The 25,583-nt window shown below is 55.3% G+C and carries 18 protein-coding genes; 7 read left to right on the forward strand and 11 right to left on the reverse strand.

Annotation, left to right across the window (positions count from 1 at the left end):
• Window positions 1-11 precede the first annotated feature (11 nt).
• Together OHL22_RS05005 and OHL22_RS05010 are read left to right on the forward strand one after the other, a co-directional pair.
• Entirely contained in the window at window positions 12-482 is a 471-nt protein-coding gene (locus OHL22_RS05005) for a hypothetical protein (protein ID WP_263333892.1), read from the forward strand.
• A 214-nt stretch (window positions 483-696) separates the two neighbouring features.
• Window positions 697-1,683, forward strand: a complete 987-nt coding sequence (locus OHL22_RS05010) for a cation diffusion facilitator family transporter (RefSeq protein WP_263333894.1) — start codon at window positions 697-699, stop codon at window positions 1,681-1,683.
• Between the two features lie 39 nt (window positions 1,684-1,722).
• Here the strand turns inward: OHL22_RS05010 and OHL22_RS05015 are convergent, their stop codons facing one another.
• On the reverse strand, window positions 1,723-2,211 hold the full coding sequence (locus OHL22_RS05015; protein ID WP_263333896.1) for a hypothetical protein: 489 nt from the start codon (window positions 2,209-2,211) through the stop codon (window positions 1,723-1,725).
• On the opposite strand from OHL22_RS05015, the gene OHL22_RS05020 reads away from it, so the two are divergent.
• From OHL22_RS05020 to prmC, 3 genes are all read left to right on the forward strand, one after another.
• On the forward strand, window positions 2,210-4,270 hold the full coding sequence (locus tag OHL22_RS05020; RefSeq protein ID WP_263333898.1) for a CocE/NonD family hydrolase: 2,061 nt from the start codon (window positions 2,210-2,212) through the stop codon (window positions 4,268-4,270). The genes OHL22_RS05015 and OHL22_RS05020 overlap by 2 nt on opposite strands.
• A gap of 209 nt (window positions 4,271-4,479) precedes the next feature.
• Window positions 4,480-5,556, forward strand: a complete 1,077-nt coding sequence (gene prfA, locus OHL22_RS05025) for a peptide chain release factor 1 (RefSeq protein WP_263333902.1) — start codon at window positions 4,480-4,482, stop codon at window positions 5,554-5,556.
• A gap of 1 nt (window position 5,557) precedes the next feature.
• On the forward strand, window positions 5,558-6,427 hold the full coding sequence (gene prmC, locus OHL22_RS05030; RefSeq protein WP_263333903.1) for a peptide chain release factor N(5)-glutamine methyltransferase: 870 nt from the start codon (window positions 5,558-5,560) through the stop codon (window positions 6,425-6,427).
• A 36-nt stretch (window positions 6,428-6,463) separates the two neighbouring features.
• On the opposite strand, the gene OHL22_RS05035 is transcribed toward prmC, so the two are convergent.
• From OHL22_RS05035 to OHL22_RS05060, 6 genes are all read right to left on the reverse strand, one after another.
• Window positions 6,464-7,873, reverse strand: a complete 1,410-nt coding sequence (locus OHL22_RS05035) for a sensor histidine kinase (RefSeq protein WP_263333906.1) — start codon at window positions 7,871-7,873, stop codon at window positions 6,464-6,466.
• A gap of 155 nt (window positions 7,874-8,028) precedes the next feature.
• The gene (clpB, locus tag OHL22_RS05040) at window positions 8,029-10,647 is read right to left on the reverse strand and encodes an ATP-dependent chaperone ClpB (protein ID WP_263333908.1); all 2,619 of its coding nucleotides are present in this window, start codon (window positions 10,645-10,647) and stop codon (window positions 8,029-8,031) included.
• A gap of 666 nt (window positions 10,648-11,313) precedes the next feature.
• Window positions 11,314-11,673: an STAS domain-containing protein gene (locus tag OHL22_RS05045; protein WP_263333909.1), complete on the reverse strand. Its 360-nt coding sequence runs from the start codon at window positions 11,671-11,673 to the stop codon at window positions 11,314-11,316.
• A gap of 88 nt (window positions 11,674-11,761) precedes the next feature.
• The gene (locus tag OHL22_RS05050; RefSeq protein WP_263333911.1) at window positions 11,762-12,208 is read right to left on the reverse strand and encodes an ATP-binding protein; all 447 of its coding nucleotides are present in this window, start codon (window positions 12,206-12,208) and stop codon (window positions 11,762-11,764) included.
• A complete protein-coding gene (locus tag OHL22_RS05055) occupies window positions 12,205-13,530 on the reverse strand; it encodes a PP2C family protein-serine/threonine phosphatase (RefSeq protein ID WP_263333913.1) in 1,326 nt (441 codons plus the stop codon). The genes OHL22_RS05050 and OHL22_RS05055 overlap by 4 nt, the downstream gene beginning before the upstream one ends.
• 42 nt (window positions 13,531-13,572) lie before the next feature.
• Entirely contained in the window at window positions 13,573-14,844 is a 1,272-nt protein-coding gene (locus OHL22_RS05060) for a sugar MFS transporter (protein WP_263333915.1), read from the reverse strand.
• A 226-nt stretch (window positions 14,845-15,070) separates the two neighbouring features.
• On the opposite strand from OHL22_RS05060, the gene OHL22_RS05065 reads away from it, so the two are divergent.
• Entirely contained in the window at window positions 15,071-16,312 is a 1,242-nt protein-coding gene (locus OHL22_RS05065; RefSeq protein WP_263333918.1) for a VIT1/CCC1 transporter family protein, read from the forward strand.
• Here OHL22_RS05065 and hemG read toward each other — a convergent pair.
• From hemG to OHL22_RS05080, 3 genes are read right to left on the reverse strand one after another with little or no spacing between them, the layout of a single operon-like run.
• A complete protein-coding gene (gene hemG, locus OHL22_RS05070; protein WP_263333920.1) occupies window positions 16,278-17,732 on the reverse strand; it encodes a protoporphyrinogen oxidase in 1,455 nt (484 codons plus the stop codon). The genes OHL22_RS05065 and hemG overlap by 35 nt on opposite strands.
• A gap of 58 nt (window positions 17,733-17,790) precedes the next feature.
• Window positions 17,791-19,650 carry a CRTAC1 family protein gene (locus OHL22_RS05075; protein ID WP_263335416.1) on the reverse strand — a complete coding sequence of 620 codons (1,860 nt, stop codon included), beginning with the start codon at window positions 19,648-19,650 and terminating at the stop codon, window positions 17,791-17,793.
• A 50-nt stretch (window positions 19,651-19,700) separates the two neighbouring features.
• Window positions 19,701-21,461 (reverse strand): CRTAC1 family protein, encoded by a 1,761-nt coding sequence (locus OHL22_RS05080; RefSeq protein ID WP_263335417.1) that lies wholly within the window; start codon window positions 21,459-21,461, stop codon window positions 19,701-19,703.
• Between the two features lie 302 nt (window positions 21,462-21,763).
• Here OHL22_RS05080 and OHL22_RS05085 point away from each other — a divergent pair, with 302 nt between their 5' ends.
• On the forward strand, window positions 21,764-22,978 hold the full coding sequence (locus OHL22_RS05085) for an acyltransferase family protein (RefSeq protein ID WP_263333923.1): 1,215 nt from the start codon (window positions 21,764-21,766) through the stop codon (window positions 22,976-22,978).
• 65 nt (window positions 22,979-23,043) lie between these two features.
• On the opposite strand, the gene bglX is transcribed toward OHL22_RS05085, so the two are convergent.
• Window positions 23,044-25,500 (reverse strand): beta-glucosidase BglX, encoded by a 2,457-nt coding sequence (bglX, locus tag OHL22_RS05090; RefSeq protein ID WP_263333926.1) that lies wholly within the window; start codon window positions 25,498-25,500, stop codon window positions 23,044-23,046.
• Window positions 25,501-25,583: the final 83 nt, after the last annotated feature.

Below are 25,583 nucleotides of genomic sequence, written 5' to 3' on the forward strand. Positions count from 1 at the left end.
CCAGCCATCTTATGTTGCACGTTTCTATCCGCGAATGGCAGATTGCCGGAACCGTGACCGGATCGCTCCTGGTCGCCGGAGCAGCCTTCTGGTGGTTTCACCGCAAACGCCCAACTGCCGATGAGCTGGAGATGGAACGCCGTCAGAAGTTGGTCAGCTTTGGCCGCATCGTCGATGGCATGTTGCTCGACGATTTTCAGATCTCCGCCGAAGACGGCGCCACTCGAGAGATGCTGCTCTTCCAGTACGAGATTTCCGGCGTCACCTACGAGTGCTCGCAAGACATTACAACTCTCATCGCGCCGCTCAATCTGCATGGGATCAAGATCGGCATGCCTTGCTCCGTGCGCTACCAACCGGGCAGCCCGGAAAACAGCATGGTAATCGCCGAGCGATGGAGTGGCCTGCGCGAAGACGCATACGTACCCTGGCCGACTCCGGTGATCCCCATTCAGAAAGCACGTCACCGCATCGCCGGTTGAAAGTCACCTCACACAAACGCTTTCCGCTATCGAATGCACTTCACATCGTACTCTTCAAAGAGCCGGAGAGTTGGGCGTCGCGCAAGCCGCGCCAATCATCCGCAACCACGCCCAAGCACTTTGGGCGCAGAATAGCGTCAGAAAGACTCGGCTACAACGTCTATTCCCGCTAGGGACTTTTGCTCCACATGGCAGCCCGAAATACACTATCTATATGCACATGCATGCTGCGCCGGCGGCCAACGGACCGAGCGCGCGAAATACAAGCCGGGTACTCTGGTTCTCCATGCTGGCGACACTAGCCTATGTGGCCGTGACGCTAATCGCTGGCCTGCGTGCGCATTCGTTAGCTCTCATCTCAGAAGCCGGACACAACATGTCTGACTTTCTGGCGCTGGCACTGTCTTTTGTCGCCGTCTATTTCCAGTCCCGACCGCCGACAGAGCGAAAGACCTTTGGCTATCAACGCGCCGGAGTCCTGGCCGCATTTCTCAACGCCGCGACCCTCATCGTTATTTCACTATGGATCGGTGTAGAGGCCATTCACCGGCTCAACACACCCGTTCCAGTGCAGCCTCAGCTCATGATGTGGGTAGCAGCCGCGGGTGTTGTGATGAACGGGGTAGTCGCTGGACTACTCTGGGGCGTAGCGCGGGACGTCAATCTGCGTAGCGCCTTTCTGCACATGGCGGGCGATACTCTCTCAACCGCAGCGGTCATCGCAGGTGGCGCAGGCATTCTTTGGACGCACCAGTACTGGATCGATCCGGTTCTTTCGCTCGTCATTGCTGCGCTCATTCTTTGGAGCTCGTTCGATATTGTCCGCGAGACACTGAATATTCTGCTGGAGGGGCTACCTCGCGGCATGGAACTGGACAGCATCCGTACCGGCCTCGAAGGTGTCGACGGCGTGATCAATGTTCACGACCTGCATGTATGGAGCCTGGGATCGCAGTCGCATGCACTGGCCTGTCATGTGACCATCAATGACATTCCCCCGTCTGAATCGAACTGCATTCTGCTGAAGCTCAACTCCATCGCGCGGGACGAGTTCCACATTCACCACACAACCATCCAGTTTGAGCATGCAAACTGCGCCGAGACGCACGGGTGTGTTGTTCCTATCGATGAAATGGCCGCCGAACCGATGCATGCGCATCATCACGGACACGACCACAACCACGCCGACCACTCGCATTAGGGTCGATTCGCAGCAGTTGCCCCTATTCAGCGCGGAGCGTCATGCGCTTGCAAATTGCTCCACGTGGAATGCTTTGCCGCGGACAGGGCACCGATCGTACGATTGCTCTTCGCGGAACATTTTGCGAAGCAGTTCATGGCAAAGCCATTTGTCGGCATTTGCTGTAAGTTCTTGCTTATGTGAGGCTTCCATTTGCGTGGAATTATGGGTATTGTGCATGCGCACGAAGGCGTTATCTACTCCGGTAAATAACAGACTCTCCAAGCGCTGCTCGATGGAAAGTGCCAACAACTTTAGTGTGTGACAGGTGCCTTCTGACGCGTCGAGCCGTGGATTTGCCGGCCTTGAGGGAACGCATATTCGCATACCGATGCGACACCAGGGCATGCTACTCTGACCACCAGTTCCAGGAGGATCGATTCTCTTGTCGCCAAACCTAAGCTTTATGCCAGCCTTGATGCTGACAGCATGTTCTGTGATCCCTGCCTCAATTCTGATTGCCGAGCCTTCTCCATCAGCCGCCATCATGGCTCAGGGCACTCCGGATGCGACGCTGGATCAGGTCTCCGGCGAATACACAAATACCAGCGAGCCCGACACACCGCTGAGCTTCTATGCGAAGAGCGGCAAATTGTATGTCGAAAGCGAACGCCACGTTCCAGGTCCGTTGGCAGAGGATTCGACGACCGAATTTCATCTGCCCGATACGAAGATTACCTATCGCTTCACATCCGATGCGGAGGGGAAAAAGCTCGTCGTTAGCTACGGAGACGGTTCCAGCATCACCCTGCGCCGCACCGGTAATGCGGTTCGCCACGTCTTTCACCACTACGAGCGCAGAGAAGCCATGATCCCCATGCGGGACGGGATCAAGCTGCATGTCGTCATCCTCACCCCCATCGACATTCCCGGACCATTGCCCATTCTTATGCAGCGCACACCCTACGGTGTCGATGGCGCGTCGGAAGCCGGTTTTTTCGCGGGCCGCCCGGAACTGGCACGGGATGGCTACATCTATGTAGAAGCCGATATTCGCGGGCGCTATAAATCCGAAGGTCAGTTTGTGATGTGCCGTCCTCTCGCCGATCATCGAGATCCAAAAGCGATTGATGAAAGCACCGACACCTACGACACGATTGCATGGCTGCTCAAGAACATTCCCAATAACAACGGACGCGTCGGTGTGCTCGGAACAAGCTACCCGGGTTTTCTCGCGATGATGGCAGGCATCGATCCTCACCCGGCGGTCAAAGCCATTTCGCCACAGGCGCCGATGATCGACACCTGGATGGGCGACGATTTCTTTCACAACGGAGCGTTTCGCCAGACATACGGCTACGACTATGCGATGGGGCTTGAGTCCAGCAAAGAAAACACAGACGTTAGCTATGGCAAAGATGCCGATGGCAAGCCGCGCGATGGCTTTGAATATTTTCTTGATCGTGGCTCTTTCGCAGAGGACGTAAAGCGTTCTGGAGTGAAGAAAGAGTTACCGACCTGGGAAGCTTTTTTACATCATCCAGCGTATGACAACTTCTGGTATTCACGCGGCGTGGAGCATCACCTGAATACGGTCACCGTTCCAACGCTTAGTGTGGGCGGTTATTACGACCAGGAAGACATGTGGGGGCCACAGGAGGAATATGCGAGCCTTGAGCCACACGATACCAAGCACGAGAACTTTCTGGTTCTTGGACCATGGCGGCATGGTTCTTGGTCGTCATCATCACGCCATCTTGGCGCCTTGCAATATGGAGAGCCGATCGGCAAGGAATACCGCGCACAGATTGAAGCAAAGTTCTTCGGACACTATCTGAAGGACGAACCTGGATTCGATCTCGAAGATACGGCCAGCTTCCAGACCGGTTCCAATACCTGGCATCGGTATGCACACTTTCCTCCATCTGAGTCGAAGCCGACAGCCTTCGATCTATGCGGTGATGGCTCCATCAGCGTGGGATCACCATGCGCTGCAACGGGCAAAATCAGCTATGTTTCCGACCCAGCGAATCCCGTTCCTTACCGGCACCGGCCCATCCAGCCAACATATAGCGAGGACTCACAGTGGTTTAACTGGATGCTGGAAGATCAGCGTTTTGTAACGGGGCGAAAGGACGTGGCGCTCTGGAAGATGCCGATTCCGGATCACGACGTTACGATTACCGGCGAGGTGATTGCCGATATCTATGCGGCGACTACGGGGAGCGATGGCGATTTCGTGGCCAAGTTGATCGATCAATATCCTGATGACGACCCTGACCCGACGATGCGCGGCTATCAACTGATGACGAACATGGAGATCTTCCGTGGCCGGTATCGAACCAGCTTTGAACACCCGGAGGCGTTGAAACCGGGCGCGATGAACGAGTTCAAATGGAGCCTGCACGATGTGGATCATGTCTTCAAGAAGGGGCACACTATCCTGGTCGAAATTCAGAGCACATGGTTCCCGCTCTACGATCGCAATCCGCAGACCTTCGTGCCAAACATCATGACGGCCAGGCCGGAGGACTATAAAGCAGAGACGATCTCGATCATCGCCGGCCCAGCACATGCCTCAAAGATCCTTCTTCCCGTTATGCCTTAGTTGCAACACAAAGGGGCCGTTTTGCATCCGATTCGCGCTAAAATGAATCAGGAAGATATGCGGCTCCATCAGCCCATCCCGGCGCTTCTTTAGCGGTCCCGCCGCACATACCTTTTTTGCGCCGATTCCCAGCACCCAAATTTTGATTGACCGCCCGCGAATTCCGTTCCTCAGTGGATCTGCACGGAAACCGGAACTGAGAGTGACCCATGTTTGACCGTTTGCAACAGATTGAAGACCGCTACAACGAACTCAGCGAGCAACTTGCACAGCCTGAGATACAGAACGACCGCGAAGCCTATCAGAAGGCCGCTAAGGCACATCGTGATCTGGACGCAATCGTCGAAAAGTACCGCGAGTACAAGCAGGTGCAGCGAGGCATTGAAGATGCGAAGCTGATGCTTGGCGAAAGCGACGCCGACATCGTCGCGATGGCGCAGGAAGAACTCAGTTCGCTTGAGCCGCGCCTGGTGGAGATCGATAACGAACTCAAGATCATGCTGTTGCCAAAAGATCCGAACGACGAGAAGAACGTCATTCTTGAAATCCGCGCAGGCACCGGAGGAGACGAGGCGTCTCTTTTCGCAGCCGAAGTCTTCAAGATGTATCTGCGTTTTGCCGAGCAGCACCGCTGGAAAGTCGAGATCATGTCGGAATCCGAATCGTCCGTCGGCGGCATGAAGGAAGTGATCGCACTTATCGAAGGCGAACGCGTCTATTCGCAAATGAAATACGAGAGCGGCGTCCATCGTGTGCAGCGCGTTCCAGCGACCGAAACTCAAGGGCGTGTCCACACCTCGGCGATTACTGTGGCCGTGCTGCCTGAAGCAGAAGATGTCGATATAAAGATTGAAGCGAAAGACCTACGCATCGACACCTTCTGTTCCTCGGGGCCTGGCGGCCAGTCGGTCAATACTACCTACTCGGCTGTTCGCATCACACACATCCCTACCAACACGGTTGTGAGCTGCCAAGACGAAAAATCGCAGATCAAGAACCGCGAAAAAGGAATGCGCGTACTACGATCACGCCTCTATGAAGTGGAAATGCAGAAGCAGCACGAGGCTCTCGCAAAAGAACGCAAACAACAGGTAGGCAGCGGCGATCGCAGCGAGAAGATCCGCACCTACAATTTTCCGCAGAACCGGCTCACCGATCATCGCATCGGTCTCACACTGCATCAGCTGGATCTCATCATGCAGGGTCGTTTGCAATCGATTGTCGATGCGCTCATTGCTCACGACCAAGCTGAAAAGCTCAAGTCGGAAGGCGAAAAAGCAGCCTGAGATGAAGGTGCGCGAACTACTCGCCAGGGCAGAAGAGCGGCTTCGCTCCGGACCTCATCCGGATCGTGCGCGGCTGGATGCTGAGACTCTCCTGCTGCATGCTTTCCGAGCGAAAAAGACAGATCGCAATCGCGCGTGGCTATTGACACACGCTGACGATGAAGCAGATGTTGAGACACAGGTAGCCTTTGAAGCTTTTATGTCGCGCCGCATTGCGGGGGAGCCCATTCAATATATCCTCGGCGAGTGCGAGTTCTTTGGGCTTCCTTTCACGGTGACCCGAGATGTTCTGATTCCGCGGCCCGAGACGGAACATCTAGTTGAAAAAGTAATCCGTATTGCGCAGAGCCTGCCTCAACAAGATCCTCTGCACATCGCCGATATCGGCACTGGCTCGGGAGCCATCGCGGTCGCTGCTGCACATACTCTGCCACAGGCGCGCATCCTCGCTACTGATTTATCGCCTAATGCACTTTCGGCTGCGAGACAGAATGCCGAGCGTAATAATGTTGCGGATCGCATTGAGCTCGTGGAGGGTGACCTGTTGAGCCCACTCGCAGGACACAGGTTTTCCATCATTGCTTCGAATCCACCGTATGTGCCGATGGCGGATTGCGACACGCTCTCCAAAGAAGTTCGCGATTACGAACCACACTTGGCGCTGTTTGCAGGAGGCGATGGTCTGGATGTCTATCGACGACTTATTCCTAATGCAAGAGAGCATCTCGTGCCCGGTGGATGGCTGCTGATGGAGATTGGGTACGGGCAGCAAGAAGCCATAGCAAAGCTATTTCAATCCAATGGCTATCTCAAAATTCAATTCATTCCGGACTATCAGCTGATTCCCCGCGTCGCAGTTGCACAAAAATAAATACATTCGATGCTGGTTTTTTTTGAAACGCACCAACTAAGCAGGCCGCGATCCAGCGACTGGCAGGTTCACGCGAAATTCTGTCTGACCGGGATGCATAATGAGATCAACTCCGCCATCGTTGTGACGTAGCAAGCGACGCACAATATCAAGTCCGAGCCCAGTTCCCTGACCCATTGGTTTTGTTGTGAAAAATGGGTCGAAGATGCGGTCACGGATATCGACAGGAACGCCTGGTCCATCGTCGAACACGCTCACCACAACGCGCCGGTTCTCACGTTGCGCGACAACGACAACGTTCACTTTGCCTCCGGGCCTCGCTGCATCAAGAGCGTTGTCGATCAGATTTCCCCAGACCTGATTGAGTTCAGCCGCGAAGCCGTATACCGGGGACAAATCAGGCTCGATCTCCAACGTAACCTCGACAGATTTCTGGGCTGCTTTCGCATGCAAAACCGCAATCGTGTTGTTGAGATGCATGCCTAGATCGACAGTCTCTGCCGTATTTGCCTGATCCATGTGCGTGAAACCCTTCACCGCCGTCACCATGTTTGAGATGCGCGCAGACGCTTCCTGAATCATGGATGTCAATTTGCGAATGGAGCAACCTACTGCAGCACAACGTACGGCAGCGCCGAGTGCCTCGCCACTCACTTGAGATGCCAGTTCATGGAGGGCCTGCGCGGGAACGTCTGTGTCGGCCAGCATGTCGGCATATTGAGTATCGAGACCGTTGGCCATTAACCAATCCCCCATCTCCTCCTCGCGCGTCATCTGCTCGATCGGACCGCGTTCCAAAGCTTCTTTGCTGGAGACGCATGCAATACGAAGCCGATCTATCGCCGCAACCTGATTCTCACTCAAGGCCACGCGGGCAAGCACTCGGGCAGCATCTTCTGCATCGGAAATACGGAATTGCAGCAGCGCGGCGCAACGCTCGATTGCGGCAGCGGGGTTATTCAATTCATGTGCAAGACCAGCCGATAGTTTGCCCAGAGAGAGCAGCTTTTCGTCATGGAGCTCGCTCGATGTGAAGAGTCGGGTACGATCCAGCATGGTGTGGACCAGAATCGAAGTGACCTCATAGCATTCCTGTGTCATCTCTCGCAGCTTGTCGCGCTCGATTGCCAGTAATTCCGTCGGCTCCATTGCGATCGAATTGCCCGGCGCCACTGTCAACCGCGAATACGGCAGCATGCCGGATACTTCTCCGGCGCGCCATTCAATTACCTTTACCGGCCCCGAGCCCCGATCAATAAACAAACCTACATGCCCCGAAAGAATAATGTTGAGGCTGCGCACTTCCATGCCCTTCACGCTGATCTGCTCACCAGCATCAAGCCAGCGGAGAGTGCCGTGGGTAGCCAGCCACATCAATTCGGACGGCGAAACCGACCCCAGTAACTTATGTGCAATTAAGCGTTCGACAATCTCTGCCGTCGTCATCAGACGTTTCCTTTCGGATGTGCGAATCGCTAACACCATAGCAGATGCTGGGATAGACGGCGATTTGCCGTTGATGCAGTTCTTTTCAGTTGAGAAGAAAAAAGAAAAGGGCAGGGGAGCTAATTCCCCTGCCCCGCATACAACAGCAAACCCGCTTACGCCATCGCTTCCCGGCCCATCGCGTGAAAACTGAGCTGATTCGAGTTGCGGTCCACATCGATCCTCACGTGCGAGCCATGTTCGATCTCGCCGTTGAGAATCTTGATTGCTAACGGGTCCTGCACCATGCGCTGCAGTGCACGCTTAAGTGGACGCGCACCGTAGGCTGCATCGGAACCGGAAGTCAGGATCAGCTGCGATGCCGGTTCGGTCAGCTCCAGCGATATAGCGCGGCCCTCAAGCAGTTTTCGCAGATCGTTCAGGCGCATATCGAGAATCAGGTGCATCTGCGCATTACCCAGCGGATGGAAGACCACGATGTCGTCGACACGATTCAGGAACTCAGGACGGAAGTGCTCACGCACAACGCGCAGCACCTGTTCCGATGCCTTCTCGAAGTCGCGCTCATTCCGGATCAGGTCGGCATGGAGCAGGTTCGCTCCAAGATTCGACGTCATGATCAGCACTGTGTTCTTGAAGTCCACCGTTCGGCCTTTCGAGTCCGTCAGCCGGCCATCGTCCATCACCTGCAGCAGCACGTTGAAGACATCAGGGTGTGCCTTTTCGATCTCATCAAAGAGGATCACCGAATATGGCCGCCTGCGCACAGCTTCAGTCAACTGGCCACCCTCGTCATAGCCGACATACCCTGGAGGCGCTCCGATCAAGCGAGCCACCGCATGTTTCTCCATGTACTCGCTCATGTCGATGCGCACCATAGCGGCGTCATCGTCGAAGAGGAATTCGGCGAGTGCCCTTGCCGTCTCCGTTTTGCCGACGCCTGTTGGACCGAGGAAGATAAAGCTGCCGATGGGCCGCTTGGGATCGCTTAACCCCGCACGGCTGCGGCGGATGGCGTTTGCAACGACCGTAAGTGCCGCATCCTGGCCTATGACACGTTCGCGCAGACGATCTTCCATTTGCACCAGCTTCTTTACTTCGCCCTCAAGCATCTTGGAAACCGGAATGCCTGTCCATTTGCTGACGATCTTGGCAATGTCTTCCTCGTCTACCTCTTCCTTCAACAAGCGCGTATGGGATACAGCATCCTGCTGGCTGAGCTTCTTCAGCTCGGCCTCAAGCCTCGGTAGTTCGCCGTACTGGATCTGTGCCGCGCGCTCGAGCTGCCCTTTACGGGTCTGCTCTTCGGCTTCAAAGCGAAGCGCCTCCATCTGCTTCTTTAGTTCGCTGATGCGCGTGATGGCGCCGCGTTCCTGCTGCCAGCGTGCGCGCAGGCTGTTGATCTGCTCTTTGAGAGTCGATAATTCACGCTCAATCTCGGCAAGTCGCGTCTTGCTGTTCGGATCGGTCTCGCGTTTCAGCGCGGCACGCTCAATTTCGAGCGATGTCGCTTCACGCTCCAGTTGGTCCACCTCTGTAGGAACAGAGCCAATCTGAATCGCCAGCGACGCTGCAGCTTCATCGACAAGATCAATTGCCTTGTCAGGCAGAAAGCGATCGGAGATGTAGCGATGCGATAGCGTGGCCGCGGCCACAATGGCTGAGTCCTTGATACGGACGTTGTGATGCGCCTCGTACCGCTCGCGAAGCCCGCGCAGAATCGCAACTGTATCCTCGACATTCGGTTCGCCGACAAAGACGATCTGGAAGCGCCGTTCAAGTGCAGCATCTTTCTCGATGTACTTGCGGTATTCGTTCAGCGTGGTTGCGCCGATTGCCCGCAGTTCGCCGCGCGCCAGAGCCGGCTTGAGCATGTTGCTTGCGTCGATTGCGCCTTCGGCAGCTCCCGCTCCTACAAGCGTATGCAGCTCATCGATAAACAGAACGATCTGGCCGTTGGACTCTTCGATTTCGCGCAGCACCGCTTTCAAGCGGTCCTCAAACTCACCGCGAAACTTCGCACCAGCGAGCATCGATCCGAGATCGAGGGAGATAACGCGCTTGTCGCGTAGCAGATCGGGCACGTCGCCCGATGCGATCCGCCGCGCCAGCCCTTCGACGATGGCTGTTTTTCCCACGCCGGGTTCGCCGATAAGCACAGGATTGTTCTTGGTCCGGCGGCTCAGTACCTGAATGACGCGGCGAATCTCTTCATCACGGCCAATGACCGGATCTAGCTTGCCGCGCTTCGCTAGTTCGGTTAAGTCCTTGGCGTATTTTTCGAGAGCCTGGAATTTGCCTTCCGGGTTTTGATCCGTTACCCGCTGCGAGCCACGCACCGCTGTCAGCGCCTTCAGAATCGCATCGTGGGTCGCACCATCGGCGAGCAGCGTATCGGTCGCCGGGTCGCCCTTCTGTTGCGCGATTCCCAGCAGCAGATGCTCAGTGGAAACATACTCATCTTTGAAATTCGCAGCCTCACGGAAGGCCTGCTCCACTGCTTTGGTCAGCTTCGCGGACAGTCCCGGTTGTCCCTGCGATCCCGAAACTTTGGGAAGCCGATCTTCTATCTGGTGCAACTCCGTTTCGAGCCGCTCCGTGGCTACACCTATCTTTTCCAGGACCGGCAGAATCACGCCCTCACGGTCGGCGATAAGCGACAGCAACAGATGCACTGGCTGCACCTCGGGGTTGCCGAGCTCGGTCGCCTGACCAACGGCCTGTTGCATTGCTTCCTGTGACTTGACGGTCAGTTTGTCCCAACGAATTGCCATTCTGAATTATCCGCCTTTTCTCGATATCTATTATTGTTTGGATTCACCTTGCGCCGCGCGAGCGCGGAATAAAGCTCTGGGCCAGCCGTTCCATTCCAATAGCCGGTCCCACTCCAGTGCCTTAGGCCTCAACCATTTCTCAGTTACGACTGAAAAATCAGGCTGCGCTCAACGTTTTGCTCTGCGCATCGTTGCCCGGGCCAGCGCAGACCTTGATCTGCCGAGGCTAGGCTGTCCCCGCAAAGTCCTGAAAGAGCGAGTCCACACACTCCTGCAACGCGGCCATCTCACGAATTCGGCTGGGATACCAATGGCTGATCGCCATAAAAAGTGTCCTCCTTGAATTTTGGATGAAGCAGTTCCGGCTGAATTTCGCAAGCCTATTGCGCGTACACCAACCACTTAACCGTCTGATGAATATATAGCATGTTCGATTCATAAAATATTAGCGCTTTACACTCATAAATTGGATTAGATTTTACATACATGAAAATAAACAGCTTAAAGGAGACCTTTTGCTGCTTCTGGAAACGTACATATAAGGACAAAGCGGGCCATGTGCCGAGAAAATCGTTTGAGCCAGAAGGAATGAGACTCAAAGGAAAAGGCTCCCGGCAGTCTTGCCGGAAGCCTTTTCGCACTTCGGGGTGAAATTTTACGAAGCTCTTAGATCGTCGCCAACGCAGCCGCCTGATCCGGGAAAAGACCGGCGTATTTGGTGATTCCGACCATGGTGAAGACCTTCTGAAAGTGAGCCGAGAGCCCGAAGGCGAGCACTTTCTGACCAGCGTTCGAGGCTTCCATCAGCAACTGGATCACCAGGGCAATCCCGCTCGAATTGATATATTCGACTTTGGTGAAGTCCAGAAGAATAAACTTAACCGTTACCTTGTTCAAAGACTGATAAGAACCAAGCACGGCTTCCTTCGAAGACGAAGAGATATCCCCTTCAAACCGAAGGACTGTGACTGCCTGGCCGGCAGAAGATGTGGTCTGGTCGATTCTGGACTTGGTGTCGGTCTGCACTGGAATTCTGTCTCCATCATCAGGTTAACGTATTGCTGGGGCAGCCGATATCCGCTGCATATTTCACTGGTGCCAAAGAAAAAGCCGGCTAAGAATCTTCTTTATCTAACCGGATTACTAGCCTTACGTAGCTGCCGCGGCCATTGGTTCCTATAACCCATTCGGCTTCGTCCACGAGTGCCTGAATCAAAAACATTCCCATGCCACGCGGATCTTCTTCGCCGTGCATTTTGCGGTCGATATCCGGCTTGTGCGGCTGCGCTTTGATCCCCTTGCCGTCGTCCATTACCTTGATTTCGAGGGCGTCTTCAGCCGCCGAAAGCACGACCCCGACCGACAGTTTTTCATTCAGCCGGTTTCCGTGTTCGATGGCGTTGATACAGGCCTCGGCCACAGCCGTCTTGAGATCTTCGATTCGTTCCTCGCGGAAGCCCATCAGCTTTGCCACCGAAGCAGCTGTGCTCATGGCAACTTTCTCAAAACCTAGACGGGACGGAAGACGAACCTCAACAGTGGTTGTACGTGCGGTGCTCATGTGGTCACCTGCGCGAAAGAATGAAGGGCCTGCGAGGACGACGCCAGCCGCTCTGAGTCTTCAGGTAGATGGCACAACACCAGGGCTGTCATGTCATCCTCCTGTGGACCGCCACCAGAAAATCCATGGATGGCTGCCCACAATGCATCGAGAATACCATCGGCTTTAAGAGTTGAAGTATTAGAAAACTCTAGCAGAAGCCGGTCCTGACCAAACTCCTCTTCATCACGAAAAACTTCAGTCAGTCCATCGGTATAAAACAGTAATCGGCTTCCGGGAACCATCGGCAGACGCACGCTGCGATAATTCATTCCGGGCAGCAGACCAAGTGGCGTGCCAGCCGCCTGAACCTGATGCTGCGCGCCATCCGGGGCGATAACGAAGCCAGGGTTGTGACCGGCATTTACGATCTCTACTTCGCCTCGCTCCTGGTCCAACCGGAGAAAGATCGCCGTCACATAGCGCCTGCGAGCCTCTTCGCCCTCCTGCCAGTGATGCTGATTCATGCGCTTGGCCAGCAGATCGAGGGAAACGCCAGTGATTGCCATCGCCCGGAAGGCAGCGCGAAAACTGGTCGCCATGATGGCGGATGCGAGCCCCTTACCAGCGACGTCGGCCACCGCCAAAATCAGGTCGCCTTCTGGCAGCTCGATGATGTCGACATAATCGCCGCCGACCTCGTAGCAGGTCTGCGAGCGAACTGCAATCGAAAAACCAGGGATAGAAGGCATTTTCTGCGGCAATAACGAACGCTGAATTTGCCTGGCTGCATCGAGATCCTGCTGTACTCGCGCCCACTGCAGATTGCGCTCATGATTGCGGGCGTTTTCGAGTGCAACAGCCGCCTGAAGCGCTAAACCTTCCAGAAAATCCTGCTCATATAAAGTGATGGCGCGGCCATCGGGCGGCGCGACGAGCAACTCAGTCATCCGCTTGCCTTCGCGGTCGTCGAGCGGATAGCAGTACACACCGTTCCGGCTTCCTACGTCAGTCACTTCGGGTGCGTCGCCATACGACAGTCCGGAACCGGTAAACGCTGCTCCTGCCATCTCAAGTTCGCGGACTACAATCTGAAGGACCGTTTCGAACACTTCGTCTTCCCGGGTCGTCGAATGGACCTGGCGGGACACCTCCAACAGCGCTTGCAGACGCGCAACCTGCTGCTGCAGGTCCATTGTCTGATCCTGAGCGGCCGAGCCATCGCCAGGAATTGCGCTCATCGTCGGGTTGGCTCCGCTGGCCATTCCGAGGAAACCTCCGTGGAAGACAACTGTAGCATGGCCCACTTCTTCTGCAAATGCACCAAGAGTGATGCATGCCATGCAGGGAGGGTTTTCTAAAAACCCTCCCTGCATGATAGAAACTCACCCCACCACAGTTTGTTTCGGTTTCGACCCGACCAATCCGTAATACGCGATGAAGAGGTAGCAGAAAGCGGGAATGACGAACGAGTGCTGGATGCCCATCTGGTCGGCCACCCAGCCAATCAACGCAGGAATAACTGCTCCGCCGACGACCGCAGTCATAATCAGACCCGAGCCTTTGCTGGTCATCGGCCCAAGACCGGCAATACCAAGCGCAAAGATATTCGGGAACATGATGGAGTTAAAGAACCCGCAGAGCACCAGACTCCAGATCGCAACCTGGCCGCTTGAGAACATCGATACAAGCACCATGACCGCTGCCGCGATACCAAAGACTGTGAGCAACTTCGCCGATTTCACCTTAGTCAACATCCAGGAACCAAGCAGACGGCCAATGAGCGCGCCGAACCAGTACAGAGACAGCAGGAAGGACGCGGTCTTTTCGCTGTCGATTCCCTGAGATTTGAAATAGTTGACCGCAATGGACGCCAACCCGACTTCAACTCCAACATAGAGAAAGATGCCGATGGCTCCGAGAACTGTGTGCCTGTAGCTCCAGATGCTGCGGCTAAGCACGGGATCCCCCTCTTTGCCCGGCCGGAACGCCTGTGTCTGACTAACCGCGGGCAAGTGAAGGAACGCGACCGCCAGGCCCAGAATCAGAAGCCCGGCGGCAATTGCGATATAAGGAACGCGAACCGTATTGGCGATAGCCGCTTTGCTCGCCATTTTTGACGGATCGGTGAGGATGTAAGCGCCGGCTACCAGAGGCGCAATGCTGCCGCCCAGTGAATTTAACGCCTGCGCGAGCGTAAGGCGAACTGGAGCGCTATGCTCAGGCCCCAAAATAGCCACGTAAGGATTCGCCGAAGTTTGAAGCGCGGTAACGCCAGCTCCGACGACAAATACCGCCGTCAGGAATAAGGGAAAGCTGATCAGTTTTGCAGCGGGTACGAACAGCAGGCAGCCCACAACCTGAATAAACAGGGAGACCACCATCGTGCGCTTGTATCCGATCATTTCAATCAGCTTCGATGTGGGTGACGAGAAAACAAAATATGCGAGAAAGAAAGCCGATTCGGCCAGCATCGCCAACGCGTACGGCAACGGAGCCTGAGGAGAGGAGAAGATCGACCGCAGGTGCGGCACCAGCGCCATATTCAGATTCGTAATAAATCCGAAGATGAAAAACAGTGCGGTTACGGTGATAAAAGGCCCCAGGTAGCTGGGGACATTGTCGGTTGCGGTCGGTGCGGGCGATTTTGTGGCCATGATCTTCCGTTTCTCCACGTTTCACTGCAATGGCGCGCGATTGCGGCCCTGTTCGAACGCTCTATCCACAGAGTCAGCCTACCGACGCCAGGACGAGTCATCTAATTCCACACCACACTACACGGTTCCCCATGTCATGCGAAAGTGCTCAAACGTTTTAGACTCATCTTCCCGGTACAGTGTTTCGGCGAATCAGCTATCCTTTGGGCATCAACCGGAGGAGTAAGTGCCCATCGATAGCCTGTCGCCCTTTAAAAATGCCCGCAATAAGAAAGTACTCGCCGCGTTGGAAGGCAATTGGCAGGCCGAAATGGAAGGCTACTCCACCTATCTTGCGCTCGCAGACCGGGAGACAGACGCCCTGAGGGCGCAGGTGTTGCGCCATCTGGCCTCGGCCGAACTGGAGCACGCCCAGCTTTGGGAAAATCGAATACTTGAGCTCGGGGGCGCCAAGCCCATGTACAACGGGCATCCGCACGGAGAAGCCGACTCGCTCGCCAGCCGCGCCGGCGGTCCCATGATGGCCCTGCGCCGTCTCGAAATCGAAGAAAGCCGTCACATCGCAAACTACGGCACGCAACTGAAAGAGTTAGGCGATGAAGGCTCAGTTGCAATCCTCGAACATGTGATCGAAGACGAAAAAGAACATTACCGAGAGTTAGGTTCTCTTTTACGTGGCCGGTCACACTTCGCAGCGCCCGGCGGAAAGCAGATCCTGGATGCAAAGGGCCTTCTGGAAGAGATGCTCGCCAAACGCGACAAAGCCCGCGGCGGCTCATGGGCGGGTAGCTGGATCGGCGATGCTATCTACGGCATCAACGACGGGCTTGGCGCAATCTTCGGCATTGTCTCCGGCGTCTCCGGTGCAACAGCAACCCAAAACAGCGCGGCCCAGGCACATTACGTTTTGCTCGCCGGGCTTGCCGGCATGATCGCATCCGCGCTCTCGATGGGTTCGGGAGCTTATCTGGCGGCAAAGAGTGAGCGGGAAATCTACGAGGCAGAGTTTCAGCGCGAGCGCGAAGCCCTTGAAATGAATCCAACCGAGGCTCGGCAGCTTCTTTCGCTATATTTCCAGGTCAAGGGCCTGCCCGAAGAAGACGCCGAGCACATAGTCGAGCATCTTGCCGCTGACTCCGATCTCATGCTGAAAGCCCTGGCCGCCGAGCGCATGAGCACAACCGAAGACGGGCTGAGGGTGCCAATCATCTCCGCCGTATCCGGTGCGCTTTCGACCGCCGTGGGAGCTATGATTCCGGTAATCCCGTTCTTTTTCATGACAGGCGCAACTGCCGTGATCACAGCGGCCATTATTTCGCTGGTGGCTCATTTTGCCGTTGGAGCGGCGAAGTCACTCATAACTGTTCGTTCATGGTGGTCCAGCGGATTTGAGATGACAGCTGTCGGCGCTGTCGAAGGAGCCGTCACTTACGTTATCGGGCTGTGGCTCGGTCATCTTGGTGCATAATCGCGACAGACGCGCCAATCAGATCTTTTGCCGCCTGCCGTCCGAGCCGGATGCAGTCGGAAATGCCGATTCCGTCGTAAGCGTTCCCTGCGAGTTTCAGTCCGGGTAGCCGGGCCACCCGATCACGAATCCGAGCCTGGCGATCCAGATGGCCGACGGAGTATTGCGCCATGGCTCGCGGCCAGCGTTGTATCTCGATATACTCGGGAATCGCCGAGACCTGCAGAATATCCATCAGATCTTCTCGCACACGATGCGTCAGTTGCTCGTCTGACTCGCTCAGAAGATTCGGATTGCGTGCGCCTCCCAGAAATGCGCGCAGGATAGACTTCCCTGGCGCTGTGCGCCCAGGAAATTTACGATGAAGAAACGTGCAGGCCATCATCGACCGTCTCTCGACCTCTGGAACGAGAAAGCCAAAACCTTCTGGCAGTGGATCGAGATCCGCGCCGTCGTACACGAGATTCATCGTGACCGACGAGCTATATGGGATATCTCTCAGATCGCCTGAAAGCACCTCATCAACATCGGTCAGCAACCCGGCAGCTATCCACGCAGGAGCAGCAATCACCACGCCATCGAATCGGGCAGCTATGCCGTCGGCGTACAAAAACCACCCATCCTTCGACTTCTCCAGCGCGGTAATGCTCGTACTTAAATGTATCCGGCTCGGGTCCAGTTTAGCGGTTACCGCGTCTACCAGCTGCTGCATTCCATGGCGAAGCGTGGTAAAGAGCGGCCTCGGAGCGGTCTTCGCTTGAGAACCGGATCCGTTGCTTTGCTCTGATTTGCGCGCATGCATACCGGCCAGCATGCCGCGCGTGAGCGAGCCGTATTGTGCTTCCATTTCAACTAATCGCGGCAAGACCGCCTTTGCACTGAGCTGCGTCGCATCTCCGCCGTAGATGCCCGACAACAGCGGATCGGCCAGACGGTTTACTGCTTCCTGACCGTAGTGTCTTCGCACAAGATCGGCTACCGACTCATCTCCTTCCTGCGGTCGTGGAGGATGCAGAAGCTCAAAGCCCATGCGTACTTTGGAGGGGATGCTGAATAAGCGCGTCAAAGCGGTCGGCACCAGCTTGGTCGGCACAAGGAACATTAACCCATCCGGCAGGGGAACAAGACGCTTACGGATCACGATGAACGTCTTGCGCTGCGCATCGTTTGAAGGCGCCAGATCACGTTCGAGCCCAAGCTCGCGGCAGAGTTGCAACGCGGCTGGTTTTTCGGTCAGAAAGGAGTCAGGCCCACGCTCGATAACGGTACCTTCAAACTCAGTGGAAGAAAGCACCCCGCCAAGTCTGGAGCTGGCCTCGAACAGCTCGTATTCCACATCTGAACCGGCTTTGCGAGCCAGCTCCAACTCATAAGCTGTGGCAAGTCCCGCGATTCCTCCGCCAATAATGGCAACGCGCATGTGTACTCGATCCAGACTTCAGTCTAAGCAATCAGGCTCGGGAAATGTGTGCGCAAACTCACTTTGCACACGGCTTACCGGCACACATGGCCGCCGTAATTCCCCTGCCCTCGGTGATGGTGTAGATGCGGTCAACCGCCGGAAGTTTGATATTTTCGATCGCTCCGGAGGGCCAATGAATTTCTGCGGTTCCTGGATCAGTTGCGTAAGCCAGACCGAAGTGCACTCGCGGATCGTTCGTCGAGATAAAGCTGCCTCCACTCATCACATCCTCTCGCTGACGCATGCCATTGGTTGTTAGATACGCCGTTGCTCCTACAGCGTCTCTCGGACTCTTCGGCCCCCCAACCAATTTGATTTCAACCCAATGGTGGTGGTCTGTATTCACATTCCTCAAAAGCACTGGCGAACCATCAATTGGGCTGATCACCACATCGATCTTGCCGTCGTTAAATAGATCTCCGAAGGCGGCTCCGCGCCCTGGAATAACCGCGGCCAGCCCACTTCCGCGTACCGGTGGCACATTGACAAACTTCAATCCTTGTTCGCTATGAAACAACAGCGGCCGCTGTGCGTAGGTTGTGCCCCAGTCGTGCTGATCGACCTCAGGATATACATGGCCATTGACCATAAAAATATCCTTCCAGCCATCGTTGTCATAATCAATCAGACCAACTCCCCAACCCAGAAACGGCACCGTAAGCTCAGCAATGCCTGCCTGATCGCTTACATCACTAAAGCTGGCGTTGCCGTCGTTGCGATAGAGAATCTTGTAGTCGTCAGAGAAGTCGGTCACAAGCAGATCCAGCAGCCCATTGTGCCGGTAATCGCCCGCAGCTAATCCCATCGAGGCAATCTCTCTCCCCTCTTTGTTCAGAGCAAAACCGGACACGTAACTGTTGTCCTCAAATGTTCCATCGCCCTTATTGATGTAGAGATAGTTCGGCCCCGAATCATTCGCCACCAGCAAATCTGGCTTGCCGTCATTATTCACGTCCACAAAGATCGTCGTAAATCCGTAATACCCTTCCGGATCGGAGACGCCGGCCTTCACGCTCGTATCGGTAAAAGTGCCGTCACCATTGTTGTGAAACAGATGATCCGACTCGCCTTTTAAGCCACGCGGACCGCACATTACCGGCGTGCCCCGCAACTGACAAAAAGCGCGCGAGACCATGCCGTTATTGGCAGTGGGCTGGTGATTCACGTCATAGTGCAGATATCCGGAGACGAAAAGATCCAGCCTGCCGTCGCCATCGTAATCGCCCCAGGTTGCGCCATCGGACCAGTTGCCCAGCGTCACTCCGGCTTTGTCTGCCACATCGGTAAAGGTGCCGTCGTGATTGTTGTGATAGAGACGATTCTTGCCGAAGTTAGCAACGAAGATATCTGGCCAGCCATCGTTGTCATAGTCGGCGATGGCAACGCCGAAACCCCAGCGGTCGTTCGTCACCCCGGCCTTTGCAGCCACATCAGTGAATGTGCCGTTGTGATTATTGTGAAAGAGCGCTGCATGTGGCGCAGGCGCTTTTCCGGCAAGGGCATCGTAGGTCGAACCATTCACCAGATAGATATCGAGCCAGCCGTCATTGTCGTAGTCGATCAGCCCAACACCCGAGCCGTCGGTCTCCAGAATGTATTTCTTCTGCGGAGTGCCCATCACATGCTGCCATCCACCTAACCCCGCCTCTTTCGTGACATCTTTAAAAACGATCGGCCCAGATGCGACGAACCCGCCGGCGGTGATCGGACGCTTCTCTGCGTCATATTGCGGCGGATGGATAGGGCCAGTCGCATGTCCACCCGCCCCATTTGCCTGCCCGCTGCACGGCGCTGAAGCTACCGCAAGGGAGATCAAGAGAATTGCAGAGTGCCTCAGAAAGTGTGATCCAATTCGAGGGCTGGCGTGGTTCTGCATCGAAATTTGCAACTCACCCATAATGCTGTCTAGCCTGTTTGGCCGAACATTCAATGACTGCTGAGAGCACACGGCTTCCCATTGCATAATGCGCCGGTAATTCCCTTGCCCTCGGTGATGGTGTAGATACGGTCCACTGCGGGCAGCTTCACTGTCTCTTTCGCACCAGACGGCCAATGAATCTCGGCTGTTCCTGGTTTAGTGGCATCACCCAGGCCAAAATGCAATCGTTGATCGTTGGATGAGATATAGCTTCCACTGCTCATGACGTCCTCACGCTGCCGCATACCGTTGGCCGTTAGATACACCCTTGCGCACATCGCATCGCGCGGGCTCTTAGGACCACCCACCAGCTTTAGTTCGACCCAATGATGATGGTCTGGATTTGCGTTCCGCAACAAAACCGCTGGGCCATCAATCGGGTTGATGACCACATCGATCTTGCCGTCATTGAACAGGTCGCCGAACGCTGCTCCGCGTGCAGGAATTACGTCCGCCAAGCCTGTACCTTCCACGGCAGGAACCGGCTCGAATTTGCCGTTGCGCATATTGTGAAACAACAGCGGGCGCTCGGCATAACTCGTGCCCCAGTCATGATCTCCGGCGTCAGGATACACATGACCGTTGACCTCCATCAGGTCTTTCCACCCATCGTTATCGTAGTCGATAAATCCATCGCCCCAGCCAAGAAATGGGATGGTCGTGGCAGCGATTCCCGCAGAGTAACTCACATCTGTGTAGCTGGCGTCTCCGTCATTATGAAACAGCACTTTGTAGTCGTCTGAAAAGTCCGTATCGAAGATGTCCAGCAGGCCATTATTCATGTAGTCGCCTACCGCGAGCCCCATCGATGCGACTTCGCGTCCATCTTTGTTCACGGCAAAGCCGGAGACATAGCTATCGTCTTCAAAGGTTCCGTTGCCTTTGTTCATATATAGATAGCTCGCTACAGAATCGTTAGCCACCAGCAGGTCGGGCTTGCCGTCGTCATTCAGGTCGACAAATATCGCGGTAAACCCGTAGTAACTATTCGGGTCGCTCACACCGGTCTTCGCGCTCACATCCGTGAAGGTGCCGTCTCCATTGTTATGGAAGAGATGATCCGGCTCTCCCTGCAGACCGCGCGGGCCACACATGCTGATCACACCGCGAAATTTGCACTGCGCGTATCCAACGACTTTGCTGCCACTAATCGGCAATTTGTCTCGATCAAAGTGAATATAGCCGGAGATGAAAAGATCCAGCTTTCCGTCTCCGTCATAATCGCCCCAGGTAACACCTGCCGACCAGTTGCCGAGCTCGATGCCTGCCTTCTCTGCAACATCTGTAAATGTACCGTCATGATTATTGCGGTAAAGCCGGTTCTTGCCCCAGTTCGTTACCGCGATGTCAGGCCAGCCATCGTTATCGAAGTCTCCGATCGCCACCCCATAGCCCCAGCGGTCGTTCGTCACGCCAGCCTTCGCGGCCACATCGGTGAACGTTCCGTCATGGTTATTGTGAAAAAGGGCAGCATGGGGTGGAGTGGTCTTGCCGTCAAGCGCTTCAAATGTTGAACCGTTTACCAGATAAATGTCGAGCCAACCATCATTGTCATAATCGATCAGCCCCACGCCTGACCCGTCGGCATCGATAATGAACTGTTTATCTGTGCGGCCCATCGTATGCGTCCAGGAGGCCAGCCCGGACTCCTTCGAAATGTCCTGAAAGATTATTGGTCCGGTTTTGACGAACCCACCGGCGGTTATTGGGCGATGCTGTTCATCGTAGACAGCCTTTGCGGCTACGCCGGTAGAGTTGCCGCTGCTCATTCCTGGCTGAACTGAGCCACTCTGTTGCGACCAGGCCACACCGCCGGTAGTGACAGCAAGAGTTGCAAATACTAAAAACACCGAACCGACGCGAATGCCCAGCAACCGGATTCCCCCGAGGCAAAGTGTACCGTATGCAATGTAGGATACGTCTCTCCACAATAAGTGTGCCAACAGTTCTATGCTTGCGTATCGATACCATGAAGCGTTAGCGTAGTGTCACATTAGGCCAATTCCGGTCTTGGATGGTCGCCCATACAACCACATCCGAAGACAAAAATTAGAAGCGGAGCTCTCTCCAAATGACCACTGCTGCTACCTCGGTACGATCTACGAATCCGGATTCCGTTACCGTCTCCGCTCCCGGCGCATCTTCGGTGCGCCGTCTGCTTTCTCTCGATGCGCTCCGCGGCCTCACCATCGCCTTCATGATCATGGTGAACAACAACGGCAGTGACAAAGCCTGGTGGTTCATGAAGCATATTGACTGGAACGGCATGACGCCGACCGATCTGGTCTTTCCTACCTTCCTCTTTGTCGTTGGCGTTTCCATCGTTCTGGCCTATGAAGCCCGCCTCGCCAAAGGCTCGACCAGAGCGCATCTCGCCGCTCAGACCGTAAAACGAGCGATCGTTCTTTTCCTCTTTGGAGAGGTCGTCAACGGATTCCCCTACTTCCATCTCGGCACACTGCGTATTTACGGTGTACTGCAGCGCATCGCTGTCTGTTACCTCATCGCAGGCCTGTTTTATCTATGGGATAGCGGCTGGAAGAGCAAAGCGGCGGTCCTTATCGGCGCGCTTGTCTCCTACTGGATCATCATGCGCTGGGCGCCCGTGCCGGGCCTTGGTATTCCGACTCCGGGGCTGGATCACGTTGAAGCAGGCAAAGTACCTTTCCTTGATCGCGATGCAAACATGGTCGCTTGGCTTGACCGTCACATCTTCCCCGGCCGACTTTACGAGGGCACACGCGATCCCGAAGGCCTGTTGAGTGATCTGCCCGCGCTCGGAACCGCTCTCCTTGGCGTATTGGCAGGCATCTGGCTACGCAGCAAACACACGCTGGAAAGCAAAGCCAATGGAATTGCGGGGGGAGCAGCCACATGCCTCGCCATCGGCTACATCTGGTCGTTCTGGTTCCCACTCAATAAAAAGCTCTGGACCAGTTCGTATGTCCTTATTGCCGGCGGTATCTCGCTGGCCATTCTGGCTCTCTTCTACTGGATGATCGAAGTCCGCGGCTGGAAGGGTAAATGGACATGGCCGTGGCTCGTCTTCGGCTCCAACGCCATCGCAGCCTATATGATCTCCGAACTGCTTGGCTCAACCCTCGATCTTATCGGCTCATGGATCGCCGGTCATCGCTTCGGCACGACACGCTGGATCTTCATCCATTGGTTTGCCTGGATACCGAATGATGGCCTTGCGTCTTTTGCATACTCGTTCGCCTACATGGCTGTATGCTTCATTCCCGTGTGGATTCTCTACAAGAAAAAGATCTTCCTCAAGGTTTAATTGCCAATTTAAACCACAGAAAAGCCCGGGGATCCCCGGGCTTTTCTGTGCATACCGCACCTTACTCACCTCACATCGAAGCTGGTCTCCTGCGTTGCCAGCGAACTTCCGCCCACGAAAACCTTATATGTCGTCGGTTCGACCACCTGCTGGCTCTTCACGTTGTAGAAGCTCAGCTCATTGAATCCGAGCGGAAAGGTTACATGCTTTTCCTCGCCCGGAGCAAGAGTTACGCGCTCAAAACCCTTCAGCTCACGAAGAGGCTGCTCTACCGATCCATACATCTGCCGAATGTAAAGCTGGACCACTTCACTCCCGGCAACGCTGCCTGTGTTCTTTACATCAACCCCAACGGTAATCGCAGGCTCACGCCTCGGAGCCAGATCGTCGAGGGCCACTTCACTCTTGTTGACCGTTGGTTTTGAATAGCTGAACCGCGTATAGCTCAATCCCCATCCGAACGGGAATTGAGCAGAATTTTCCTCATCGATATACCGGGACACGAATTTTTCAGCGGGATCAGTCGGCATATGGCTTAGATCTACACGAGCAGCAGGTCGTCCGGTCGGCATTTGTGCGTAGTAAAGTGGCTCCTGCCCCTCTGCGCGTGGAAATCCGGCAGGCAGCTTTCCGGATGGATTCACGTCGCCAAATAAGACATCAGCCACGGCATGTCCACCTTCAATGCCTGGGAACCATGCTTCCACAATCGCCGGAACATGCGCTGCCGCCCACGGAATCACACTTGGTCTACCTGTGAACAGCACCAGAATCACTGGCTTTCCAGTAGCCGCAACGGCCTCCAGCAACTGTTCTTGATGCCCTGGCAGTCCAAGATGCGCACGGCTTGAGGCCTCCCCCGTCATCCAATCGGCGCTCTCACCCAGAGCGAGAATTGCAACATCAGCCTTCTTTGCCGTCTCTACCGCCTCAGCTATTGTTTTGCTGTCATCTGGAATCGCTTCGTTGGCCGCTGTTTCCTGAGTACCCCCCGTAAAGCTCGCATGCTCAAGCACGAGCTCATCCTTGCCCGAAAGCACTCCGCAGCCCTTCGCATACAGCAGTTTGTCTCCCAGCCGTTCCTGCAACGCCTGCCGCAACGAAACTGCAAACTTGGGATCACCCAACGCTGACCACGAGCCGAGCATGTCCTTCGGCGAGTCTGCGAGCGGCCCGATCAACGCTACGGTCTTCGCGCTCTTCGCCAGCGGCAGCAGCGCCCCGTGCCCCTCGATTGCATCGTTCTTGAGCAAAACTATCGTCTCGTCCGCGACACTGCGGGCCTGCTCGCGATTCGCAGCGCTTGGCTGATAAGGCGAAGTCACCGGAGTATATGGATGGTCGAAGAGGCCAAGCGCAAACTTAACTCGCAGAATCCTGCGTACGGCTTCATCGAGCACCGACTCGGGAATCTCACCGGAACGAATCTGCGCCGCCAGCGTGGTGGCATACAGATTCCCTTCCATATCCATATCGGTACCGGCCTCAATCGCTTTGCGTGCCACTGTTGTGCCATCTGGACCGATCGCGTGATTCAAGAGCTCCGCCACTGCACCCCAATCTGAAACCACAAACCCATCGAAGTCCCACTCCTTGCGCAGAATGTCGGTCAATGTGTAGTGATCGGCAGTTGCCGGCATTCCATTGATGGAGTTGAAGCTGGTCATCACCGTCGCCACGCCGGCCTCCACCGCTGCATGATATGGCGGCAAATACACCTGTCGCAACGTAATGTCGCTCATATCCACCGCGTTGTAATCGCGACCGGCGATTGCGGCGCCATAGGCCGCAAAATGCTTCACGCTCGCCGCGACGGAATCTGGCTTGCTCAAATCACCTTGCTGATAGCCCTTCACCCATCCCCGGGCAATTGTTGAACCAAGATATGGGTCTTCGCCTGCCGACTCGACAATGCGTCCCCACCTCGCATCCCGTGATATATCCACCATCGGTGAAAATACCCAGGCTAGCCCGTCTGCACGCGCTTCGATAGCGGAAGTATGCGCAACACCTTCAATCAGCCTTGGATCCCAACTCGCCGCCAGTCCTAAGGGCACTGGAAAAATTGTATGTTCGCCATGAATAACGTCATGTCCAAAGAGGAGGGGAATATGCAGGCGCGACTTCTCCATCGCGATGTGCTGATAGCGATTGGTCTCCTCGGCTCCAATCACGTTGAGCATCGAGCCGATGGCGCCCCTCTCGGTGAGTTCAGCGTAGCTGAGCTTTGAAGCAGCCGGACCAGTAGCAAATCCCGCTGAATACTGCACCGTCTGGCCGATCTTCTCTTCTAGCGTCATCTGCTTCAGCAGCGCTTCTACTTTGGCATTGAGGGCCTTATCCGCGAGTTGCGCATTCGAGGACTCGGCCGGTCCAGCTGGTGCAACAACCTCACGCTCCCCCGTGGGCGCAATCTGAGCCACAGAAGAAAGCGTGCATGACATTGTCATTGCAATAGAAATAACAGAAATAAGCGGAATGAACCGATACATAAGCAAGTGCTGCTCAAACGTTTTTCTCATGGCGTTGCCATCCTATACCCTCCGCACCGGTTCACTCCAGCCGAAGGCAAGAGAGAAAGTTGCGTCTCTACAAAAATTTTAAG

It is taken from the genome of Acidicapsa dinghuensis (assembly GCF_025685685.1).
Lineage (GTDB): Bacteria > Acidobacteriota > Terriglobia > Terriglobales > Acidobacteriaceae > Acidicapsa > Acidicapsa dinghuensis.